This window comes from Streptomyces sp. NPDC046308, from assembly GCF_055588065.1.
Genome location: NZ_JBVJFB010000003.1, coordinates 376,490 through 397,700, shown reverse-complemented (window position 1 = coordinate 397,700; position 21,211 = coordinate 376,490). Strand labels below are relative to the sequence as shown.

General features: G+C 69.6%; 20 protein-coding genes. 19 read left to right on the top strand and 1 reads right to left on the bottom strand.

From position 1 onward, the window contains the following. The first annotated feature begins 27 nt into the window (after positions 1 to 27). The 19 genes from rho (at position 28) to ACZ6JT_RS15505 (ending at position 19,059) form a co-directional block, all read left to right on the top strand. Positions 28 to 2,151 carry a transcription termination factor Rho gene (gene rho / locus ACZ6JT_RS15595; RefSeq protein WP_469210139.1) on the top strand — a complete coding sequence of 708 codons (2,124 nt, stop codon included), beginning with the start codon at positions 28 to 30 and terminating at the stop codon, positions 2,149 to 2,151. Between the two features lie 244 nt (positions 2,152 to 2,395). Continuing rightward, positions 2,396 to 3,496 (top strand): LCP family protein, encoded by a 1,101-nt coding sequence (locus ACZ6JT_RS15590; RefSeq protein ID WP_469210137.1) that lies wholly within the window; start codon positions 2,396 to 2,398, stop codon positions 3,494 to 3,496. Between the two features lie 195 nt (positions 3,497 to 3,691). Then, on the top strand, positions 3,692 to 3,910 hold the full coding sequence (gene rpmE, locus ACZ6JT_RS15585; RefSeq protein ID WP_030708126.1) for a 50S ribosomal protein L31: 219 nt from the start codon (positions 3,692 to 3,694) through the stop codon (positions 3,908 to 3,910). 117 nt (positions 3,911 to 4,027) lie between these two features. Continuing rightward, positions 4,028 to 5,107 carry a peptide chain release factor 1 gene (gene prfA / locus ACZ6JT_RS15580; protein WP_469210135.1) on the top strand — a complete coding sequence of 360 codons (1,080 nt, stop codon included), beginning with the start codon at positions 4,028 to 4,030 and terminating at the stop codon, positions 5,105 to 5,107. A 50-nt stretch (positions 5,108 to 5,157) separates the two neighbouring features. Continuing rightward, positions 5,158 to 6,003, top strand: a complete 846-nt coding sequence (gene prmC / locus ACZ6JT_RS15575; protein ID WP_469210133.1) for a peptide chain release factor N(5)-glutamine methyltransferase — start codon at positions 5,158 to 5,160, stop codon at positions 6,001 to 6,003. Between the two features lie 49 nt (positions 6,004 to 6,052). Beyond that, on the top strand, positions 6,053 to 6,700 hold the full coding sequence (locus ACZ6JT_RS15570; RefSeq protein WP_469210131.1) for an L-threonylcarbamoyladenylate synthase: 648 nt from the start codon (positions 6,053 to 6,055) through the stop codon (positions 6,698 to 6,700). Continuing rightward, positions 6,697 to 7,329 carry an arsenate reductase/protein-tyrosine-phosphatase family protein gene (locus ACZ6JT_RS15565; RefSeq protein ID WP_365480937.1) on the top strand — a complete coding sequence of 211 codons (633 nt, stop codon included), beginning with the start codon at positions 6,697 to 6,699 and terminating at the stop codon, positions 7,327 to 7,329. Before ACZ6JT_RS15570 ends, ACZ6JT_RS15565 begins: the two co-directional genes overlap by 4 nt. Positions 7,330 to 7,686: 357 nt before the next feature. Next, positions 7,687 to 8,916, top strand: coding sequence for a serine hydroxymethyltransferase (locus ACZ6JT_RS15560; protein WP_469210128.1), 1,230 nt, complete (start codon positions 7,687 to 7,689; stop codon positions 8,914 to 8,916). Between the two features lie 104 nt (positions 8,917 to 9,020). After that, entirely contained in the window at positions 9,021 to 10,367 is a 1,347-nt protein-coding gene (locus tag ACZ6JT_RS15555) for an MraY family glycosyltransferase (protein ID WP_469210715.1), read from the top strand. A gap of 274 nt (positions 10,368 to 10,641) precedes the next feature. After that, complete coding sequence (locus tag ACZ6JT_RS15550; RefSeq protein ID WP_469210126.1) at positions 10,642 to 11,079, top strand: hypothetical protein; 438 nt, start codon at positions 10,642 to 10,644, stop codon at positions 11,077 to 11,079. A gap of 213 nt (positions 11,080 to 11,292) precedes the next feature. Further along, a complete protein-coding gene (gene atpB, locus ACZ6JT_RS15545; protein WP_037805558.1) occupies positions 11,293 to 12,129 on the top strand; it encodes a F0F1 ATP synthase subunit A in 837 nt (278 codons plus the stop codon). Between the two features lie 81 nt (positions 12,130 to 12,210). Further along, the gene (atpE, locus tag ACZ6JT_RS15540; RefSeq protein WP_030386954.1) at positions 12,211 to 12,438 is read left to right on the top strand and encodes an ATP synthase F0 subunit C; all 228 of its coding nucleotides are present in this window, start codon (positions 12,211 to 12,213) and stop codon (positions 12,436 to 12,438) included. 41 nt (positions 12,439 to 12,479) lie between these two features. Then, entirely contained in the window at positions 12,480 to 13,019 is a 540-nt protein-coding gene (locus ACZ6JT_RS15535) for a F0F1 ATP synthase subunit B (protein WP_376678562.1), read from the top strand. Next, complete coding sequence (locus ACZ6JT_RS15530; protein ID WP_469210123.1) at positions 13,016 to 13,831, top strand: F0F1 ATP synthase subunit delta; 816 nt, start codon at positions 13,016 to 13,018, stop codon at positions 13,829 to 13,831. The genes ACZ6JT_RS15535 and ACZ6JT_RS15530 overlap by 4 nt, the downstream gene beginning before the upstream one ends. A gap of 129 nt (positions 13,832 to 13,960) precedes the next feature. Beyond that, positions 13,961 to 15,556: a F0F1 ATP synthase subunit alpha gene (gene atpA / locus ACZ6JT_RS15525; protein WP_469210121.1), complete on the top strand. Its 1,596-nt coding sequence runs from the start codon at positions 13,961 to 13,963 to the stop codon at positions 15,554 to 15,556. Between the two features lie 20 nt (positions 15,557 to 15,576). Then, a complete protein-coding gene (locus ACZ6JT_RS15520; protein ID WP_469210119.1) occupies positions 15,577 to 16,494 on the top strand; it encodes a F0F1 ATP synthase subunit gamma in 918 nt (305 codons plus the stop codon). After that, positions 16,494 to 17,936 (top strand): F0F1 ATP synthase subunit beta, encoded by a 1,443-nt coding sequence (gene atpD, locus ACZ6JT_RS15515; RefSeq protein WP_030386949.1) that lies wholly within the window; start codon positions 16,494 to 16,496, stop codon positions 17,934 to 17,936. The genes ACZ6JT_RS15520 and atpD overlap by 1 nt, the downstream gene beginning before the upstream one ends. Before the next feature lie 140 nt (positions 17,937 to 18,076). After that, positions 18,077 to 18,448: a F0F1 ATP synthase subunit epsilon gene (locus ACZ6JT_RS15510; protein WP_030708154.1), complete on the top strand. Its 372-nt coding sequence runs from the start codon at positions 18,077 to 18,079 to the stop codon at positions 18,446 to 18,448. A 164-nt stretch (positions 18,449 to 18,612) separates the two neighbouring features. After that, positions 18,613 to 19,059: a DUF2550 domain-containing protein gene (locus tag ACZ6JT_RS15505; RefSeq protein ID WP_030708156.1), complete on the top strand. Its 447-nt coding sequence runs from the start codon at positions 18,613 to 18,615 to the stop codon at positions 19,057 to 19,059. A 168-nt stretch (positions 19,060 to 19,227) separates the two neighbouring features. On the opposite strand, the gene ACZ6JT_RS15500 is transcribed toward ACZ6JT_RS15505, so the two are convergent. Further along, positions 19,228 to 21,081, bottom strand: a complete 1,854-nt coding sequence (locus tag ACZ6JT_RS15500) for a glycosyl hydrolase family 18 protein (RefSeq protein ID WP_469210115.1) — start codon at positions 21,079 to 21,081, stop codon at positions 19,228 to 19,230. Positions 21,082 to 21,211: the final 130 nt, after the last annotated feature.

Below are 21,211 nucleotides of genomic sequence, written 5' to 3'. Positions count from 1 at the left end.
GACGTCCGCTCCAGGGAAGGACCCTTCGTGAGCGACACCACCGATCTGATGGGCGCTGCCGACACCTCTGTCGACACCAGTGCCCCCGCCGCGGGCGCCGCACCCAAGCGTCGACGCACCGGCACCGGCCTTGACGGCATGGTCCTGGCCGAGCTGCAGCAGGTCGCGTCGGGCCTCGGGATCAGGGGCACCGCGCGCATGCGCAAGAGCCAGCTGATCGAGGTCATCAAGGAGGCGCAGGCGGGCAGCGGTGCTCCCAAGGCCGCGGCCTCCGCCGCCGGGGACACCGCCGAGGCCAAGCCGAAGCGCCGCGCCACCAGCAAGGCCCGAACGGGTGAGGCCGCCGCCGAGGCGCCCGCCGAGAAGCCTGCCGTGCAGGCGCAGATCGAGATCCCGGGTCAGCCGGCCGGGGGCCCCTCCCGCTCGAGCGCAGCCGAGAGCGGGGGAGACGACGCGCCGGCCGGCGAGCGCCGCCGCCGTCGGGCCACGGCCCCCACCGGCAGCCCGGAGGCCTCGGCCCCCGTCGCCGTGCAGGTCGAGCAGAAGACCGAGACCGTGACCGCCGCCCCCGCGCAGTCCGAGGTCAAGGCCGACGCCACGGCGGTCTCCGCCGGCCAGGGCCAGGGTCAGGACGGCGAGGGCCGCGGCCGTCGCGACCGCCGTGACCGCGCCGAGCGCGGCGACCGCCAGCGCGACCGCCGTGACCGCGGCGCCAAGGCCGACGACCAGGGCCAGGGCGGCCAGGGTCAGGCGGCCCCGCAGGGCGGCCAGGGCGGACAGGGCGGCGGCCGTCAGGACCGCGCCGACCGTCAGGACCGCCAGCAGCAGGGCGGCCGTGGCCAGGGCCAGGGCCAGGGCCAGCAGGGCCGTCAGGACCGCCAGGACAACGGCCCGCAGGACGACTTCGACGACGAGAGCGGCCGCCGTGGCCGTCGCGGACGCTACCGCGACCGCCGTGGCCGTCGCGGCCGCGACGAGTTCGCCCCGAACGAGCCGCAGGTCGCCGACGACGACGTGCTGATCCCCGTCGCGGGCATCCTCGACATCCTCGACAACTACGCGTTCATCCGGACCTCGGGCTACCTGCCCGGTCCCAACGACGTGTACGTGTCCCTCGCCCAGGTCCGCAAGGCGGGCCTGCGCAAGGGCGACCACACCACCGGTGCGGTCCGTCAGCCCAAGGACGGCGAGCGCCGCGAGAAGTTCAACGCCCTCGTGCGTCTGGACTCGGTGAACGGCATGGCGCCCGAATCCGGCCGTGGCCGCCCGGAGTTCCAGAAGCTGACCCCGCTCTACCCGCAGGACCGGCTCCGTCTGGAGACCGACCCGGGCGTGCTGACCACCCGCATCATCGACCTCGTGTCGCCGATCGGAAAGGGCCAGCGCGGCCTGATCGTGGCCCCGCCGAAGACCGGCAAGACCATGATCATGCAGGCGATCGCCAACGCGATCACCACGAACAACCCCGAGTGCCACCTGATGGTCGTCCTGGTCGACGAGCGTCCGGAAGAGGTCACCGACATGCAGCGGTCGGTGAAGGGCGAGGTCATCTCCTCGACCTTCGACCGCCCGGCCGAGGACCACACCACCGTCGCCGAGCTGGCCATCGAGCGCGCCAAGCGCCTCGTCGAGCTGGGTCACGACGTGGTCGTCCTGCTGGACTCCATCACCCGTCTGGGCCGCGCGTACAACCTCGCGGCGCCCGCCTCCGGCCGCATCCTGTCCGGTGGTGTCGACTCGACCGCGCTGTACCCGCCGAAGCGCTTCTTCGGTGCCGCGCGCAACATCGAGGACGGCGGCTCGCTGACCATCCTGGCCACCGCGCTCGTCGACACCGGCTCGCGCATGGACGAGGTGATCTTCGAGGAGTTCAAGGGCACCGGCAACATGGAGCTCAAGCTCGACCGCAAGCTCGCCGACAAGCGCATCTTCCCGGCCGTCGACGTCGACCCGTCGGGCACCCGCAAGGAGGAGATCCTCCTCAACGCGGAGGAGCTCGCCATCGTCTGGAAGCTGCGCCGGGTGCTGCACGCGCTCGACTCGCAGCAGGCGATCGAGCTGCTGCTCGACAAGATGAAGCAGACGAAGTCGAACGCCGAGTTCCTGATGCAGATCGCGAAGACGACCCCGTCGGGCAAGAACGACGACTGAGGTCCGGAGTCGGGCGCATGACGCCTGACACGCGGCATCACCCCGGCAGCCCCCACCGCGCCCGCGGCGGGGGCTGCCGCGCGTTCCGGGGGCCCCGCACGGGCCACGGGGGTGCCGGTGCGGGCTTCGCCACACCCCGTCCTGGAACCCGGCGCAGCGTTCACCCGTCTGTGTGAGAGGAGCCCGTGGAGTGGACGGCGGGCCGGAACGGGCCAGGGGACCGGACTCAGGGACTGAGGAGAGCATGACCGAGGACAGCAAGGGCCGCGGCCGGCGTGCCGCGGGCCGGCGCCGACGCAAACCGGCGAAGCGCCGCAGGGCTCTCGTCATCGCCGCGTGGAGCGCTGCGGGGGTGGTCCTGCTCGGGGGCGCGGGCCTCGGCTACTTCTACTTCAAGCTCAACGGCAATCTGAAGACCGTCGACATCGACCAGGCGCTCGGCACCGACCGCCCGCAGAACGTCGACAACGGCTCGATGGACATCCTCGTCCTCGGCTCCGACTCCCGCGGCGGCGCCAACGGCGAGTACGGCCGGGACGACGGCGGCTCGGCCCGCTCCGACACCGCGATGATCGTGCACCTCTACGAGGGCCACAAGCAGGCCAGCGTCGTCTCGATACCCCGCGACACCATGACGGCCCGCCCCGAATGCCCCACCGGCAAGGGCAAGACCGACCCCGGCGGCCCGCGCAAGCAGTTCAACGAGGCGTACACCATCGGCGGGGCCGCCTGTGCGGTCAAGACCGTCGAGAAGATGTCGGGGATCCGGATGGACCACTACATCGAGGTCGACTTCACGGGCTTCAAGAAGATCATCGACAACCTCGGCGGCGTCGACGTGACCACCACCAAGCCGATCAAGGACGGCGCCAGTCACCTCGAACTCGCGGCGGGCCCGAACCACCTCAACGGCGAACAGGCCCTCGGCCTCGTCCGTACCCGCAAGAGCGTCGGCGACGGCAGCGACCTCGGCCGAATACAGCTCCAGCAGGCCTTCATCAAGGCACTGATCAAGCAGGTCAAGAGCATCGGGGTGTTCGACAACCCCAAGCGGCTCGTCGACCTCGCCGACTCCGCGACCAAGGCGCTCACCACCGACAAGTCGCTCGGTGACGTGAAGTCCCTCATGGGCTTCGCCCAGGGCCTGCAGGGCATCGAGGCCCAGAACATGCACATGATCACCCTGCCGGTGACGGTGGACCCGCGCGACGCCGATCGCGTCGCCCCGCTCACGAAGGAGTCGAAGCTGGTCTGGGAAGCGCTGCTCGCGGACCGGCCGATCCCGGCCGAGGCCACCGAGAAGTCCATGGGGGACAAGGGCACGGTCGGCGGCATCGTCCAGTAGGGAGCCCTGCTCGCGCGGCTTCCGGACGGATTGCGCGGGGGTGCGGAATAGGTGGCGGCCCCCCTCCGTTGAGGGAGGCGTCCTCAGAATTTTGACAGGCAGCCCGGTCCTGGCAGACTGGTCTGTCGGCCCCGGTTCACGCAGTGCGCAATTCGGCTCCTGCGACCCGGCGCCCTCCCGAATCTAGGAGACACCTTGAAGCGCGATGTTCACCCCGAGTACGTCGAGACCCAGGTCAGCTGCACCTGTGGCGCGTCGTTCACCACCCGTAGCACCCTGACCGAGGGCTCCATCCGAGCCGAGGTCTGCTCCGAGTGCCACCCGTTCTACACGGGCAAGCAGAAGATCCTCGACACCGGTGGCCGCGTGGCCCGCTTCGAGGCGCGCTTCGGCAAGGGTGCGGCCAAGAAGTAGCGCGACCCAGGCGCCGGTCACCGGCCGCCCCCTGTCCACTCGGGGGCGGCCGGACCGGCGCCTTTGTCGTCGTCTCGCCAAGTCACCCCGTTCGTACTTTCACCACAGGAGCCCCCGATGTTCGAGGCGGTCGAGGAATTGGTCGGCGAACACGCCGATCTTGAGAAGAAGCTCGCCGACCCTTCGGTCCACTCGGATCAGGCCAACGCGCGCAAGCTGAACAAGCGCTACGCGGAGCTGACCCCGATCGTCGCGACCTTCCGTGCCTGGAAGCAGTCCGCCGAGGACATCGAGACGGCCAAGGAGTTCGCGGCCGACGACCCGGACTTCGCCGCCGAGGTCAAGGAGCTGACCCAGCAGCGCGAGGAGCTCACCGAGAAGCTCCGCCTGCTGCTGGTCCCGCGCGACCCCAGCGACGACAAGGACGTGCTCCTCGAGGTCAAGGCGGGCGCGGGCGGCGACGAGTCGGCGCTGTTCGCCGGCGACCTGCTGCGCATGTACCTGCGCTACGCCGAGCGGGTGGGCTGGAAGACCGAGATCATCGACGCCACCGAGTCCGAGCTCGGCGGCTACAAGGACGTCCAGGTCTCCGTCCGCACCAAGGGCGGCAACGGCGCCACCGAGCCCGGCCAGGGCGTGTGGGCCCGCCTGAAGTACGAGGGCGGCGTGCACCGCGTCCAGCGGGTTCCGGCCACCGAGTCCCAGGGCCGCATCCACACCTCCGCCGCCGGCGTGCTCGTCACCCCGGAGGCCGAGGAGGTCGAGGTCGAGATCAACATGAACGACCTCCGCATCGACGTGTACCGCTCGTCCGGCCCCGGCGGCCAGTCCGTCAACACCACCGACTCCGCCGTGCGCATCACGCACATCCCGACCGGCGTGGTCGCCTCCTGCCAGAACGAGAAGAGCCAGCTCCAGAACAAGGAGCAGGCCATGCGCATCCTGCGCTCGCGCCTGCTGGCCGCCGCCCAGGAAGCCGCCGAGCAGGAGGCCTCCGACGTGCGCCGCAGCCAGGTGCGCAGCGTGGACCGGTCCGAGAAGATCCGCACGTACAACTACCCGGAAAACCGGATCTCGGACCACCGGACCGGTTTCAAGGCGTACAACTTGGACCAGGTGCTCGACGGCGACCTCGACCCGGTCATCCAGGCCTGCGTGGACACCGACTCCGCAGCCAAGCTCGCGGCCGCGCACTGACCCCTGATCCCTGCTCCACCCCCCGTTCGACAGCAGCCCGGAGGACCAGCGTGAACTTGCTGCTTGCCGAGGTGGCCCAGGCCACCCAGCGGCTGGCCGCCGCCGGCGTGCCCTCACCGCGTTTCGACGCGGAGGAGCTCGCGGCCTTCGTGCACGGCGTCAAACGGGGGGAACTGCACCACGTCAAGGACGCGGACTTCGACGCCCGCTACTGGGAGGCCGTCGCCCGCCGCGAGGCGCGCGAGCCGCTCCAGCACATCACCGGCCGCGCCTTCTTCCGGTACCTGGAGCTCCAGGTCGGGCCCGGGGTGTTCGTGCCCCGGCCCGAGACCGAGTCGGTCGTCGACTGGGCCATACACGCCGTCCGGGCGATGGACGTGGTCGAGCCGATGATCGTGGACCTGTGCACCGGCTCCGGCGCCATCGCGCTCGCCATGGCGCAGGAGGTGCCGCGCTCGCGCGTGCACGCGGTCGAGCTGTCCGAGGACGCCCTGCGGTGGACCCGCAAGAACGCCCAGGGCTCCCGCGTCACCGTCCACCAGGGCGACGCCCTGAGCGCCCTGCCGGAGCTCGACGGCCAGGTGGACCTGGTCATCTCCAACCCGCCGTACATCCCGCTCACCGAGTGGGAGTACGTCGCCCCCGAGGCCCGCGACCACGATCCGGAGATGGCGCTCTTCTCCGGCGAGGACGGCCTCGACACCATCCGCGGGATCGAGCGCACCGCCCACCGCCTGCTGCGGCCCGGCGGCATCGTCGTCATCGAGCACGCCGACACCCAGGGCGGCCAGGTCCCGTGGATCTTCGCCGAGGAACGGGGCTGGGCCGACGCGGCCGACCACCCGGACCTCAACAACCGTCCCCGCTTCGCGACCGCGCGCAAGGCACTGCCGTGACCGGCGCGACGATTCCCGCCACCCCCCTGCTGCACGAGGAGGCCCGCTGATGGCCCGGCGATACGACTGCAACGACGCGACGGACCGTAAGACGGGTCTGCGTGAAGCCGCATCCGCCGTGCGCCGCGGCGAGCTCGTCGTGCTGCCCACCGACACCCTGTACGGGATCGGCGCGGATGCCTTCAGCCCGGAGGCCGTCCACGACCTGCTCGCCGCCAAGGGCCGGGGGCGCGGTATGCCCACCCCGGTGCTCATCGGTTCCCCGAACACCCTGCACGGCCTCGTCACGGACTTCTCCGAGCAGGCGTGGGAGCTCGTCGACGCCTTCTGGCCGGGCGCGCTGACGCTGGTCGCCAAGCACCAGCCGTCCCTGGCGTGGGACCTGGGGGACACCGGCGGCACGGTCGCCGTCCGCATGCCCCTGCACCCCGTCGCGATCGAGCTGCTGACCGAGGTCGGCCCGATGGCGGTGTCCTCGGCCAACCTGACCGGGCATCCGGCGCCCGAGGACTGCGACGCCGCGCGCGAGATGCTCGGGGACTCCGTGTCCGTGTACCTGGACGGCGGCCCGACGCCCGGCATCCAGCCGTCGTCGATCGTCGACGTCACCGGGAAGGTTCCCCTCCTGCTGCGGGAGGGCGCGCTCAGCGCCGAGCAGCTGCGGGAGGTCGTACCCGACCTCGAGGTCGCCCCGTGAGCCCTGAGGGGCGTGGCATAGCTGGGGGAAACACTTTCCGCATACTCCACGTCAGCACCGGCAACGTGTGCCGCTCGCCGATCACCGAGCGGCTGACGCGGCACGCCCTGTCGCACCGGCTGGGCGGGATCGTGACCGGCGACCTCATCGTGGAGAGCGCCGGCACGTGGGGCCACGAGGGCGCCCCGATGGAGGCCAACGCCGCCGCCGTGCTGGCGGACTTCGGGGCCGATGCCTCCGGTTTCACCGGGCGCGAGCTGCTGGACGAGCACGTCATACGCGCCGACCTGGTCCTGACCGCCACCCGTGACCACCGGGCGCAGGTCATCTCGATGGGCCACTCCGCCGGACTGCGGACCTTCACGCTGAAGGAGTTCACCCGGCTGGTGCGGGCGATAGATCCGGCCACGCTGCCGCCGCTGGACGACGGCATGGCGGAGCGGGCGCGGGCGCTGGTGCGGGCCGCCGCGGCGCTGCGGGGGTGGCTGCTGGCGCCCTCGCCGGACGCGGACGAGGTGTACGACCCGTACGGGGCGCCGATCACCTTCTTCCGGTCGATCGGCGACGAGATCAACCAGGCGCTGGACCCCGTGGTCACGGCCCTGACGGGCGTCACGGCGTCACGCTGACCCCGCCGGGGGCTGCGCGGGTCCCGGGCCTCAAGCGCCGGCCGGGCTCAAAGACCGGGGCTCCGCCCCAACCCCCGCGCCTCAAGCGCCGGCGAGGCTGGGTGGTGCGGCCGGGTCGGACTGTGCGGCTTGAAGATCGGGGCTCCGCCCCAACCCCCGCGCCTCAAGCGCCGGCGGGGCTGGATGGTGCGGCGGGGTTGGGCCGTGCGGCTCCAAGATCGGGGCTCCGCCCCAACCCCCGCGCCTCAAGCGCCGGCGAGGCTGAAATGTGCCGGCGGGGGCGGATGTCGCCGTAGGGCGGGGTGGGGGGCGCGGGCCTACAGTGGCTGGTACCCGGTACCAACCTGGAGTCGCGCCATGAGCGTCATCACCCAGCCCACGGACCTGCTGCGGCAGCAGGATCCGCAGATGGCCGACGTGCTCGACGGGGAGCGGCGGCGGCAGGCCGGGAGCCTGCAGCTGATCGCCGCCGAGAACTTCACCTCCGCCGCCGTGCTCGCCGTGCTGGGGTCGCCGCTCGCCAACAAGTACGCCGAGGGGTACCCGGGCAACCGGTACCACGGCGGCTGCGAATACGCCGACCTGGCCGAGCAGACCGCCGTCGAGCGGGCCAAGGCGCTGTTTGGGGCCGAGCACGCGAACGTCCAGCCGCACTCCGGCTCCTCCGCCGTGCTGGCCGCGTACGCCGCGCTGCTGCGGCCGGGGGACACCGTGCTGGCGATGGGACTCCCGTACGGGGGCCACCTCACCCACGGCTCGCCCGCGAACTTCTCCGGGCGCTGGTTCGACTTCGTCGGGTACGGGGTCGACGCCGAGACGGGTCTCATCGACTACGAGCAGGTGCAGGACCTCGCCCGCGCGCACCGCCCCAAGGCGATCGTCTGCGGGTCCATCTCCTACCCCCGCCACCCGGAGTACTCGGCCTTCCGGGAGATCGCCGACGAGGTCGGGGCCTATCTGATCGCCGACGCGGCCCACCCGATCGGGCTCGTGGCCGGCGGGGCCGCGCCCAGTCCCGTGCCCTACGCCGACGTCGTCTGCGCGACCACGCACAAGGTGCTGCGCGGGCCGCGCGGCGGGATGGTCCTGTGCGGCGCCGAGTTCGCCGAGCGGATCGACCGGGCGGTGTTCCCGTTCACCCAGGGCGGCGCCCAGATGCACACCATCGCCGCCAAGGCCGTGGCCTTCGGCGAGGCGGCCCGGCCGGCCTTCACCACGTACGCCCACCGGGTCGTCGCCAACGCCCGGGCGCTGGCCGGCGCCCTCGAGGAGCACGGTTTCACCATCACCACCGGGGGCACCGACACGCACCTGATCACCGCCGACCCGGCGCCGCTGGGCATGGACGGCCCGACCGCGCGCGGCAGGCTGGCCGCCGCGGGGATCGTCCTCGACACCTGCGCCCTCCCGTACGGGGACCAGCGCGGGGTCCGGCTGGGCACGGCCGCGGTGACCACCCAGGGGATGGGCGGGGCGGAGATGCGCAGGATCGCGGCGCTGTTCGCCGCGGCGCTGCGCGGCGACGCCGCGAAGACACGTACGGAGGTCAATGAGCTGGCGCAGGAATTTCCCCCTTACGGGGAGTAAGTGGGACAAGAGGGGCGTAGTGGAACCGGGATACGGCCCCCTCGCGTCCTCGGGTGAGGGGACATCGCAGCTAATGTGTGGGGCTGAGATGGCCGGCGATACATCTGGGGCAGCCCGTGCGTGAATATCTGCTGACGCTTTGCGTCACGGTCGCGGTGACCTACCTGCTGACCGGGCCCGTGCGGAAGTTCGCGATCGCGGCCGGGGCCATGCCGGAGATCCGTGCCCGCGACGTGCACCGAGAGCCCACGCCACGGCTGGGCGGCATCGCCATGTTCGGCGGTCTGTGCGCGGGCCTGCTGGTCGCCGACCACCTGCGGAACCTCAACGGCGTCTTCGAGCTGTCGAACGAACCGCGCGCGCTGCTCTCCGGCGCGGCCCTGATCTGGCTCGTCGGCGTCCTCGACGACAAGTTCGAGATCGACGCCCTCATCAAGCTCGGCGCCCAGATGATCTCCGCCGGCGTGATGGTCATGCAGGGCCTGACGATCCTGTGGATCCCGGTCCCCTTCTTCGGCACGGTCTCGCTGACCCAGTGGCAGGGCAACCTGCTCACCGTGGCCCTCGTGGTGGTCACCATCAACGCGGTGAACTTCGTCGACGGCCTCGACGGCCTGGCCGCGGGCATGGTCTGCATCGCCGCCGCGGCGTTCTTCCTCTACGCGTACCGGATCTGGTACGGCTACGGCATCGAGTCGGCCGCGCCCGCCACCCTCTTCGCCGCGATCCTGATGGGCATGTGCCTCGGCTTCCTGCCGCACAACATGCACCCCGCGCGGATCTTCATGGGCGACTCCGGCTCGATGCTGATCGGCCTGGTGCTCGCCGCCGCCGCCATCTCCATCACCGGCCAGGTGGACCCCGACGCCCTCGCCCTGTACGCGCAGGGCGAGCGCAACGCGACGCACGCGATGCTCCCCGTCTTCATCCCGCTGATCCTGCCCCTGACGATCATCGCGATCCCGATGGCGGACCTGGTCCTGGCCATCGTGCGGCGTACGTGGAAGGGCCAGTCGCCCTTCGCGGCCGACCGCGGACACCTCCACCACCGGCTGCTGGAGCTCGGGCATTCGCACAGCCGCGCGGTCCTGATCATGTACTTCTGGTCGGGGCTCATCGCCTTCGGCACGGTGGCGTACTCGGTGCATTCCGCCACCATGTGGATCGTGCTCGCGATCGCCGCGCTGAGCGCCGTGGGCCTGATCCTGCTGCTCCTGCCGCGCTTCACCCCGCGCACCCCGCGGTGGGCGGAGGGTCTGGTTCCGCCGCGTTACCGGCACGCCGCACGGGCGGCCGAGGCGGCCGCGGAGGCGGCGGCGCTCGATGTATCGGGCACGGAGCCGCAGCCCGCCAGGCCGATCGCGGCGGGCGTCTCCGGCGTCAACGGAGCGACCGCCGTGGGCCCCCGTTCGCGCTTCCCCGACCGGCGTAAGGCTGAATCCACTCGCTGACAGCCGCCTCGCATGTCGGACATGGATGCCCTTTACCAGACAAGCCGCCTGCCTGTCGCGCACACACGCGCAGGGTCCCTCTCATGTGTGACAGTCAGCACACCGGGCAGGTAAAGCTCTCATCAAATAGTTTGTGATACCGTTCACTAAACCCGGCGACAGAGCCGAAGGACCGTAGTGCGACGGTCCCTTGGCCCGAGGTTCTCTCTCGGACCGGGCTTACGCTCGTCCCGTACGAGTCCCGTGCCCCCACCACCACGCGGAGCAAACCGCCATGCGGTCAGATGACGTCCGATCCCTTCTGCAAGCCGCCGTACCCACGGCTGTCGCCGGCGCTCTCGCCGCAGCGATCAGCGCGTTGGTCGTCGGAGGCAAGAGCGCGGTCGGGGCCGTCGTCGCGACGCTGGTCGTGATTCTTTTCATGGGCATCGGATTCGTCGTTCTGCAGCGCACGGCGAAGTCACTCCCGCACCTTTTCCAGGCCATGGGGCTCATGCTCTACACGGCCCAGATCCTGCTGCTTTTCGTGTTCGTCGCGGTGTTCAAGAACACCACCCTGTTCAATCCCAAGGCCTTCGCGCTCACGCTCGTCGCCACCACCCTGGTGTGGATCGGCGCGCAGACGCGTGCTCATATGAAGGCCAAGATTCTTTACGTCGAACCGGACTCGGTGAAGGGCGACAAGCCCGAAAATCCGGGGCCGAAGTCGTGAAGGGTAGGGCCGGGATAAGCGGGCGTTCGAGATCCTGCTATCGTCCGGTGCTGCCAACTGCGGCACTGCGGGCGCGGGCATCTGAGCTGACGCCTGTCCCATCGCGAGGCTCGATGCCTGACCGCCGCCCCCACACCCGTAACACCAGTCCAGTGCCGAACAGCGGCTGTCCGCCGCGCCGACACAACGAGGTTGCCGTACCTATGCGCCACGCTGAAGGAGCCCGCGGTGAGTGCTGACCCGACGACGGTGCTCGCCTTCGAGACCGACTGCCACATCTTCGACGGTTGTGGCTTCCCGGCTCCCGGCCTGCACTCGTTCCTGTTCCAGCCGATCTTCGGCGACGCGGACAGCAACTTGTACTTCAACAAGACGATGCTGCTGGCCCTTCTCGGCTCCGTCATCATCGTCGGCTTCTTCTGGATGGCTTTCCGCAAGCCGAAGGTCGTCCCGGGCAAGCTGCAGATGGTCGCCGAAGCCGGTTACGACTTCGTGCGCCGCGGCATCGTCTACGAGACGCTCGGCAAGAAGGAGGGGGAGAAGTACGTCCCCCTGATGGTCTCCATCTTCTTCTTCGTCTGGGTCATGAACCTCTGGTCGATCATCCCGCTCGCCCAGTTCCCGGTGACCTCGATCATCGCGTACCCGGCCGGCCTCGCGCTGATCGTCTACGTGATCTGGATGAGCGTGACCTTCAAGCGCCACGGCTTCGTCGGCGGCTTCAAGAACCTCACGGGCTACGACAAGTCGCTCGGCCCGGTCCTTCCGCTCGTCATGGTCATCGAGTTCTTCTCGAACGTCCTGGTCCGGCCCTTCACCCACGCGGTCCGACTGTTCGCGAACATGTTCGCCGGTCACACCCTGCTGCTGCTGTTCACCATCGCCAGCTGGTACCTGCTGAACGGGATCGGCATCGCGTACGCGGGCGTCTCGTTCGTCATGGTCATCGTGATGACCGCGTTCGAGCTCTTCATCCAGGCTGTCCAGGCGTACGTCTTCGTCCTCCTGGCCTGCAGCTTCCTCCAGGGCGCGCTCGCCGAGCACCACTGAGCCCCGTCCGCCCCGCTCAGCCCCCCGTATTCGTCCGGTGGCCAACCCCCACCGGTCCGTGAAAGAGAAGGAAGAACTGGCATGTCCCAGACCCTTGCCGCCGTCACCGGCTCCCTCAGCTCCGTTGGTTACGGTCTCGCGGCCATCGGCCCCGGCGTCGGCGTCGGCATCATCTTCGGTAACGGCACGCAGGCCCTTGCCCGTCAGCCCGAGGCTGCCGGTCTGATCCGCGCCAACCAGATCCTCGGCTTCGCCTTCTGTGAGGCGCTCGCCCTCATCGGTCTGGTCATGCCGTTCGTCTACAGCTGACGAACCGCGATCACTAGTCCGAACCGACGAAAGGCACTGATGTGAACCTCCTGGTTCTCGCGGCCGAGACGGAAAACCCGCTCGTTCCGCCGATCCCCGAGCTCGTCATCGGTCTGATCGCCTTCGTCATCGTCTTCGGTTTCCTCGCGAAGAAGCTCCTCCCGAACATCAACAAGGTTCTGGAAGAGCGCCGCGAGGCCATCGAGGGCGGTATCGAGAAGGCGGAAGCCGCCCAGACCGAGGCCCAGAGCGTCCTGGAGCAGTACAAGGCCCAGCTCGCCGAAGCCCGGCACGAGGCCGCGCGCCTGCGCCAGGAAGCGCTGGAGCAGGGCACTGCGCTCAAGGAAGAACTGCGCGCAGAGGGCCAGCGGCAGCGTGAGGAGATCATCGCTGCCGGCCACGCCCAGATCGCGGCGGACCGCAAGGCCGCTTCCCAGGCGCTGCGTCAGGACGTGGGCAAGCTCGCCACCGACCTGGCCGGAAAGCTCGTCGGCGAGTCCCTTGAGGACCACGCCCGGCAGAGCCGTACGATCGACCGCTTCCTCAGCGAGCTCGAGGAGAAGGCCGAGGCGGCCCGATGAACGGAGCGAGCCGCGAGGCGCTGGCCTCCGCGCGTGAGCGTCTCGACGCGCTGACGGACAACACGTCCGTCGACGCGGCGAAGCTCGCCGGTGAGCTGGCCGCCGTCACCGCGCTGCTCGACCGTGAGGTCTCGCTGCGTCGGGTCCTCACCGACCCGGCGCAGTCCGGCGAGGCCAAGGCCGAGCTGGCCGGGCGGCTGCTCGGCGGCCAGGTCGGCGGGGAGACCCTCGACCTGGTGTCCGGCATGGTCCGGTCCCGCTGGTCGCAGTCCCGCGACCTGGTGGACTCGCTCGAGGAACTGGCGGCCACCGCCGACCTCACGGCGGCCCAGCAGGGCGACGCGCTCGACAACGTCGAGGACGAGGTGTTCCGGTTCGGCCGGATCGTCTCCTCGAGCACCGAGCTGCGTTCCGCGCTGACCGACCGCGCGGCCACCGCCTCCGCCAAGAGCGAGCTGCTGCGCAGCCTGCTCGGCGGCAAGGTGAACGCCGTCACCGAGCGCCTGGTGATCCGTCTTGTCACGCACCCGCGTGGACGTAGCCTGGAAGCGGGACTCGAGTCCCTTTCCAAGCTCGCCGCCGAGCGCCGCAACCGCATGGTCGCCACCGTGACCAGCGCGGTTCCGCTCAGCGACGTGCAGAAGGCACGCCTCGGTGCGGTGCTGGCCAAGCTGTACGGCCGCCAGATGCACCTGAACCTCGACGTGGACCCCGAGGTCCTCGGCGGGATCTCGGTGCGAGTCGGCGACGAGGTCATCGACGGCACCATCGCGGACCGCCTCGCAGAGGCGTCCCGCCGCATGGCCGGCTGACCAGCCACCAAAAGAACAAAGCATTCCTAGCGGCCCGGTTGGGCCGTGCAGAACTTGCAGAAGATTCCTGGGGGTCGCCCCCAGACCCCTAAGAAGCTTCAGGCCCAACAAGGAGAGCAGGGAACCCAGATGGCGGAGCTCACGATCCGGCCGGAGGAGATCCGGGACGCACTGGAGAACTTTGTCCAGTCGTACCAGCCGGACGCGGCCTCGCGCGAGGAGGTCGGAACGGTCAGCGTTGCCGGCGACGGCATCGCGAAGGTGGAGGGCCTGCCCTCCGCCATGGCGAACGAGCTGCTGAAGTTCGAGGACGGCACCCTCGGTCTCGCCCTCAACCTCGAGGAGCGCGAGATCGGTGCGGTCGTCCTCGGCGAGTTCAGCGGTATCGAGGAGGGCCAGCCGGTGCAGCGCACCGGTGAGGTGCTCTCCGTCGGCGTCGGCGAGGGCTACCTCGGCCGCGTCGTCGACCCGCTCGGCAACCCGATCGACGGTCTCGGCGAGATCGCGACCGAAGGCCGCCGCGCCCTCGAGCTGCAGGCCCCCGGCGTCATGGTCCGCAAGTCGGTCCACGAGCCGATGCAGACCGGCTACAAGGCCATCGACGCGATGGTCCCCGTGGGCCGCGGCCAGCGTCAGCTGATCATCGGTGACCGTCAGACGGGTAAGACCGCCCTGGCCGTCGACACGATCATCAACCAGCGCGACAACTGGCGCTCCGGCGACGTGAACAAGCAGGTTCGCTGCATCTACGTCGCCATCGGCCAGAAGGGCTCGACCATCGCGTCCGTTCGCGGCGCCCTGGAAGACGCCGGCGCGCTCGAGTACACGACGATCGTCGCCGCCCCGGCGTCCGACCCGGCCGGCTTCAAGTACCTGGCGCCGTACACCGGTTCCGCCATCGGCCAGCACTGGATGTACGCCGGCAAGCACGTCCTGATCATCTTCGACGACCTGTCGAAGCAGGCCGACGCCTACCGCGCCGTGTCGCTGCTGCTGCGCCGCCCGCCGGGCCGTGAGGCCTACCCGGGTGACGTCTTCTACCTGCACTCCCGTCTGCTGGAGCGCTGCGCGAAGCTGTCCGACGACATGGGTGCCGGTTCGATGACCGGTCTGCCGATCGTCGAGACCAAGGCGAACGACGTGTCGGCGTTCATCCCGACCAACGTCATCTCCATCACCGACGGCCAGTGCTTCCTCGAGTCCGACCTGTTCAACGCGGGCCAGCGCCCGGCGCTGAACGTCGGTATCTCGGTCTCCCGCGTTGGTGGCTCCGCCCAGCACAAGGCTATGAAGCAGGTTTCCGGCCGTCTGCGCCTGGACCTCGCCCAGTACCGCGAGCTGGAGGCGTTCGCCGCCTTCGGTTCCGACCTGGACGCCGCGTCGAAGGCCGCGCTGGAGCGGGGCAAGCGTCTGGTCGAGCTGCTGAAGCAGGGCCAGTACCAGCCGATGCCCGTCGAGGAGCAGGTCATCTCCGTCTGGGCCGGCACCACCGGCAAGATGGACGACGTCCCGGTGAACGACATCCGTCGCTTCGAGTCGGAGCTGCTGGAGCACCTGCGCCGCGAGCGCAAGGACCTCCTCACCTCCATCGCCGACGGCGGCAAGATGTCGGACGACACCCTGACGTCGGTCGCGGACGCCATCGCTTCCTTCAAGCGCCAGTTCGAGACCTCGGACGGCAAGCTCCTGGGCGAGGACGCACCGGCCGTCAACGTCTCCAAGTGACGACGGAAGGGACCTGACTCATGGGAGCGCAGCTCCGGGTCTACAAGCGTCGCATCCGTGCCATCACGGCGACCAAGAAGATCACCAAGGCGATGGAGATGATCGCCGCCTCGCGCATCGTCAAGGCGCAGCGCAAGGTGGCGGCATCGATGCCGTACGCGACCGAGCTCACCCGTGCGGTGACCGCGGTGGCGACCGGCTCGAACACCAAGCACGCCCTGACCACCGAGGTCGAGACGCCGACCCGTGCCGCGATCGTGCTCATCACGAGCGACCGCGGTCTGGCCGGCGGCTACTCCTCGAACGCCATCAAGCAGGCGGAGCGGCTCACCGAGCGGCTGCGCGCTGAGGGCAAGGACGTCGACACGTACATCGTCGGCCGCAAGGGTCTGGCCTACTACGGCTTCCGCGAGCGCAAGGTCGCGGATTCGTGGACCGGCTTCACCGACAGCCCGGCCTACGCCGACGCCAAGCGCGTCGCGGAGCCGCTGATCGAGGCCATCCAGACGGAGACGGCCGAGGGTGGCGTCGACGAGCTGCACATCGTCTACACGGAATTCGTGTCGATGATGACGCAGAACCCGGTCGACGGCCGGATGCTGCCGCTCAGCCTCGACCAGGCTGCGGAGGAGAGCGGTACGAAGGGCGAGATCCTTCCGCTGTTCGACTTCGAGCCGTCGGCGGAGGACGTCCTCGACGCCCTGCTGCCGCGCTACGTCGAGAGCCGTATCTACAACGCACTGCTGCAGTCGGCCGCTTCCGAGCACGCCGCCCGCCGCCGCGCGATGAAGGCGGCGACCGATAACGCCGGAGACCTCATCAAGAGCCTCTCCCGGCTTGCCAACGCGGCCCGCCAGGCCGAAATCACCCAGGAAATCAGCGAGATCGTCGGTGGCGCGAGCGCCATGGCTGACGCGACCGCGGGGAGTGACAAGTAATGACGACCACTGTTGAGACGGCCGCCGCCACGGGCCGCGTCGCCCGGGTCATCGGCCCGGTCGTCGACGTGGAGTTCCCCGTCGACGCCATGCCCGAGATCTACAACGCGCTGAAGGTCCAGGTCGCCGACCCGGCCGAGGACGGCGCGCTGAAGACCCTGACCCTCGAGGTGGCGCAGCACCTGGGTGACGGCCTCGTCCGTACCATCTCGATGCAGCCGACCGACGGCCTGGTCCGCCAGGCCCCGGTGACCGACACGGGCGAGGGCATCACCGTCCCCGTCGGTGACTTCACCAAGGGCAAGGTCTTCAACACCCTGGGTGAGGTGCTGAACTACCCGGAGGAGAACGCCAACGTCACCGAGCGCTGGCCGATCCACCGCAAGGCGCCCCGCTTCGACGAGCTCGAGTCGAAGACCGAGATGTTCGAGACCGGCGTCAAGGTCATCGACCTCCTCACCCCGTACGTCAAGGGTGGAAAGATCGGTCTGTTCGGTGGTGCCGGTGTCGGCAAGACCGTTCTGATCCAGGAAATGATCTACCGCGTCGCCAACAACCACGACGGTGTGTCGGTCTTCGCGGGCGTCGGTGAGCGTACCCGTGAGGGCAACGACCTCATCGAGGAAATGGCCGACTCCGGCGTCATCGACAAGACGGCGCTCGTCTTCGGCCAGATGGACGAGCCCCCGGGCACCCGTCTTCGCGTCGCGCTCGCCGGTCTGACCATGGCGGAGTACTTCCGCGATGTGCAGAAGCAGGACGTGCTCTTCTTCATCGACAACATCTTCCGTTACACCCAGGCCGGTTCGGAGGTGTCGACCCTTCTGGGCCGCATGCCGTCCGCCGTGGGTTACCAGCCGAACCTGGCTGACGAGATGGGTCTGCTGCAGGAGCGCATCACCTCGACCCGCGGTCACTCGATCACCTCGATGCAGGCGATCTACGTCCCCGCGGACGACCTGACCGACCCGGCGCCGGCGACCACCTTCGCCCACCTCGACGCGACGACGGTTCTCTCCCGTCCGATCTCCGAGAAGGGCATCTACCCGGCCGTGGACCCGCTGGACTCGACGTCCCGCATCCTCGACCCGCGGTACATCGCGGCGGACCACTACGCCACGGCGATGCGCGTCAAGGGGATCCTGCAGAAGTACAAGGACCTCCAGGACATCATCGCGATCCTCGGTATCGACGAGCTGGGCGAGGAGGACAAGCTCGTTGTCCACCGTGCCCGTCGCGTCGAGCGCTTCCTGTCGCAGAACACCCACGTGGCGAAGCAGTTCACCGGCGTGGACGGTTCGGACGTCCCGCTCGACGAGTCGATCACCGCGTTCAACGCGATCTGCGACGGTGACTACGACCACTTCCCCGAGCAGGCGTTCTTCCTGTGCGGTGGCATCGAGGACCTGAAGGCCAACGCCAAGGAGCTGGGCGTCTCCTGATCCGGCGCGCTCCGCGAGGGGCGCATCCGGTTCGACGGTTCGACGGAGAGGGGCGGGTGTGTCCCGTCCCTCTCCCCACGCCCATTAGAATTTGACCCAACACCCGGCTGACCCGCCGGGTGGTGACCCGAGGAGCCACCTTGGCTGCTGAGCTGCACGTCGAGCTGGTCGCGGCGGACCGCAATGTCTGGTCCGGCGAGGCCACCCTTGTTGTCGCCCGCACCACGTCCGGCGACATCGGCGTCATGCCCGGTCACCAGCCGCTTCTCGGTGTGCTGGAATCGGGCCCTGTGACCATCCGCACCAGCGAGGGCGGCACTGTCGTCGCCGCGGTGCACGGCGGTTTCATCTCGTTCGCGGACAACAAGCTGTCCCTGCTGGCCGAGATCGCCGAGCTCGCGGACGAGATTGACGTCCAGCGTGCGGAGCGGGCACTGGAGCGCGCGAAGGCGGAGGCGGACGCCGCCGCCGAGCGTCGCGCTGATGTCCGGCTGCGCGCCGTAACGGGCTGAACGCCCGTCGGAGTTTGAACCGCTGAGTACCGGGGGGCGACCGCCGGTACCCGGCAGACCTCAGCCGCGGTCCGTTCTGGAATTTTCCAGACCGGGTCGCGGCTGAGGCGATGCAGGTCGTTTTTTTCTCATGCGGTATTCGATGAGCGAGGAGGTCGGTGAAGATGCTCCTCGCTCTGCTTGTGAGCGGCCTGGTGGTAGCCCTGGTGGTGATCGGGCTGTTTGTCTTCGGGCTGCGCCGCAGGCTCATCCAGCGGTCCGGCGGGACCTTCGACTGCAGCATGCGCTGGGGCGTGGCCGACAAGCCCGACGTCTCCGGCAAGGGCTGGGTGTACGGGGTCGCGCGCTACAGCGGTGACCGGATCGAGTGGTTCCGGGTGTTCTCGTACTCCCACCGGCCGCGCCGGCTGCTGGAGCGGTCCTCCATCGAGGTCGTCGCCCGCCGCGCCCCGGAGGGCGAGGAGGAGCTGGCCCTGCTCTCGGACGCCGTCGTGCTCGGCTGTCTCCACCGGGGGACCCGCCTTGAGCTGGCGATGAGCGAGGACGCGCTGACCGGTTTCCTCGCCTGGCTGGAGGCGGCGCCCCCCGGCCAACGGGTGAATGTTGCCTGAATTCCTTTCCCGTTGGGTGGGGGTCCCCCCGGACGAAGTCTGGGGGAGGGTGAATGTCGCCTAGGTTCCTTTCCCGTGGCCTGGGGGTCCCGCTGTGGGCCGAGGACTTCAGGACGTGAAGAAGCCGGGGAGACGGGGGCGGACCCGTCTCCCCGGCTTCCGTCCTTCCTACTGCAGCCCGGTGTGGATGGCGTTCGCGAGCTCACCGTTGGTGGTGTCCCCGCTGAACTCCCAGAAGAAGGCTCCCTTGAGGCCCTGCTGCTTGGCCCAGGTCATCTTCCCGGCGATGGTGGCCGGGGTGTCGTAGCTCCACCAGTTGCTGCCGCACTTGGCGTAGGCCGTGCCGGCGATCGTGCCGGTGGCCGGGCAGCTGGTCTTGAGCACCTTGTAGTCCTCGATGCCCTGCTCGTACGTGCCCGGGGCGGGTCCGGTGGCGGTGCCGCCGGGGGCCGCCTGGGTGACGCCGGTCCAGCCGCGGCCGTAGAAGCCGATGCCGAGGTTGAGCTTGGCGCCGGGGACGCCCTTGGCCTTGAGCTTGGCGATGGCGTCGGCCGAGTTGAAGCCGGCCTGCGGGATGCCCGCGTACGAGGTGAGCGGGGAGTGCGGGGCCGTGGGGCCCTGCGCCGCCCAGGCGCCGAAGAAGTCGTACGTCATCACGTTGTAGAAGTCGACGTACTGCGCGGCGCCGCCGTAGTCGGCCGCGTCGATCTTGCCGCCGCTGGAGGCGTCGGCCGTGATGGCGGCGGTGACCAGGTTGTTCGCGCCGAACTTCGCGCGGGTCGCCTGCAGCAGGTTCTTGAAGGCGGCGGCGCCGCTGGTGTCACAGGACAGTCCGCAGGCGTTCGGGTACTCCCAGTCCAGGTCGATCCCGTCGAAGACGTCGGCCCAGCGCGGGTCCTCGACGAGGTTGTAGCAGGACTGGGCGAAGGCGGTCGGGTTGGCCGCGGCCTGCGGGAACCCGCCGGACCAGGTCCAGCCGCCGAAGGACCACAGGATCCTGATGTTCGGGTAGGCCTTCTTCAGCTTGCGCAGCTGGTTGAAGTTGCCGCGCAGCGGCTGGTCCCAGGTGTCGGCGACGCCGTCGACGCTCTGGTCGGCGGTGTAGGCCTTGTCGTAGTCGGCGTAGGCGTCACCGATGGTGCACTGGCCGTTCTGGACGTTGCCGAAGGCGTAGTTGATGTGGGTGATCTTGCTCGCGGTCCCCGAGGTGACCAGGTTCTTCACGTGGTAGTTGCGCCCGTAGACGCCCCACTCGGTGAAGTAGCCGAGCTTGACCTTGCCGCCCGGGTCCGGGGGCTGGGTGCCGCCGGCCGTCGTGAACGACGCGGTGGGGGACGCGGCGCCGGTCTGGTCGATCGTGTCGCGCGCGACCACGTGGTAGCTGTAGGTGGTCCCCTTGGTCAGGCCCGTCTGGGCGTAGGTGGTGCCGGTGACCGTGGCGATCTTGGCGCCGTCGCGGTAGACGTCGTAGTTCTTGACGCCCTTGTCGTCGGTGGCGGCGCCCCAGCTGAGGTTCAGCGAGGTCTCGGTGATGTTGGAGGCGGTCGGGGCGCCCGGGGACGAGGGGGGAGCGTCGCCGGGCTGGGTGGAGCCGTCACAGGAGGCGCCGTTGATCTTGCAGCCGGTGGGGGAGCCGCCGCCGGCGCCGTTGAAGCCGAAGCTGGCGCTCGCGCCCGGGGCGAGGGTGCCGTTCCAGCCGACGTTCTTGGCCGTCCAGTGGGTCCCCGAGGCCGTGACGGTGGCGTCCCAGGCCGAGGTGACCGAGGTGCCGGCCGGGTAGTCCCACTCCACGGTCCAGCTGGTGAGGGTGGTGGTGCCGGTGTTCTTCACCACCCACTTGCCCTCGAAGCCGGTGCCCCAGTCGGAGACCTTGGTGTACGTCGCGGTCGCCGCGGCGGCCGCCTGGGCCGGGGCGGCGAGCACGACGAGCCCGGTGACGGGCAGGGCGAGCGCGGCCACGATCGCCGCGACGCGGGTGAAGAACCGGGTGCGCCTGGTGCGGGGTGGGGATGCTGTGCTCAAGGGTGATCCTCCGTAGGTCCGTCTCGGTCGTGGGGGACCTCGACATGGGGGTGGGACCTGCGCCGCCCGTGAGCACGCTTTGTCATGGCACGCTCACCACAGTGTTGCGGCGAGCGTAGAAAGGTCTGGA

Coding starts and splice junctions, on each gene's coding strand:
- ACZ6JT_RS15590 (WP_469210137.1), top strand. CDS start 2,396: ATGACCGAGGACAGCAAGGGCCGCGGCCGGCGTGCCGCGGGCCGGCGC.
- prfA (WP_469210135.1), top strand. CDS start 4,028: ATGTTCGAGGCGGTCGAGGAATTGGTCGGCGAACACGCCGATCTTGAG.
- ACZ6JT_RS15570 (WP_469210131.1), top strand. CDS start 6,053: ATGGCCCGGCGATACGACTGCAACGACGCGACGGACCGTAAGACGGGT.
- ACZ6JT_RS15560 (WP_469210128.1), top strand. CDS start 7,687: ATGAGCGTCATCACCCAGCCCACGGACCTGCTGCGGCAGCAGGATCCG.
- ACZ6JT_RS15550 (WP_469210126.1), top strand. CDS start 10,642: ATGCGGTCAGATGACGTCCGATCCCTTCTGCAAGCCGCCGTACCCACG.
- atpE (WP_030386954.1), top strand. CDS start 12,211: ATGTCCCAGACCCTTGCCGCCGTCACCGGCTCCCTCAGCTCCGTTGGT.
- ACZ6JT_RS15530 (WP_469210123.1), top strand. CDS start 13,016: ATGAACGGAGCGAGCCGCGAGGCGCTGGCCTCCGCGCGTGAGCGTCTC.
- atpA (WP_469210121.1), top strand. CDS start 13,961: ATGGCGGAGCTCACGATCCGGCCGGAGGAGATCCGGGACGCACTGGAG.
- ACZ6JT_RS15520 (WP_469210119.1), top strand. CDS start 15,577: ATGGGAGCGCAGCTCCGGGTCTACAAGCGTCGCATCCGTGCCATCACG.
- atpD (WP_030386949.1), top strand. CDS start 16,494: ATGACGACCACTGTTGAGACGGCCGCCGCCACGGGCCGCGTCGCCCGG.
- ACZ6JT_RS15505 (WP_030708156.1), top strand. CDS start 18,613: ATGCTCCTCGCTCTGCTTGTGAGCGGCCTGGTGGTAGCCCTGGTGGTG.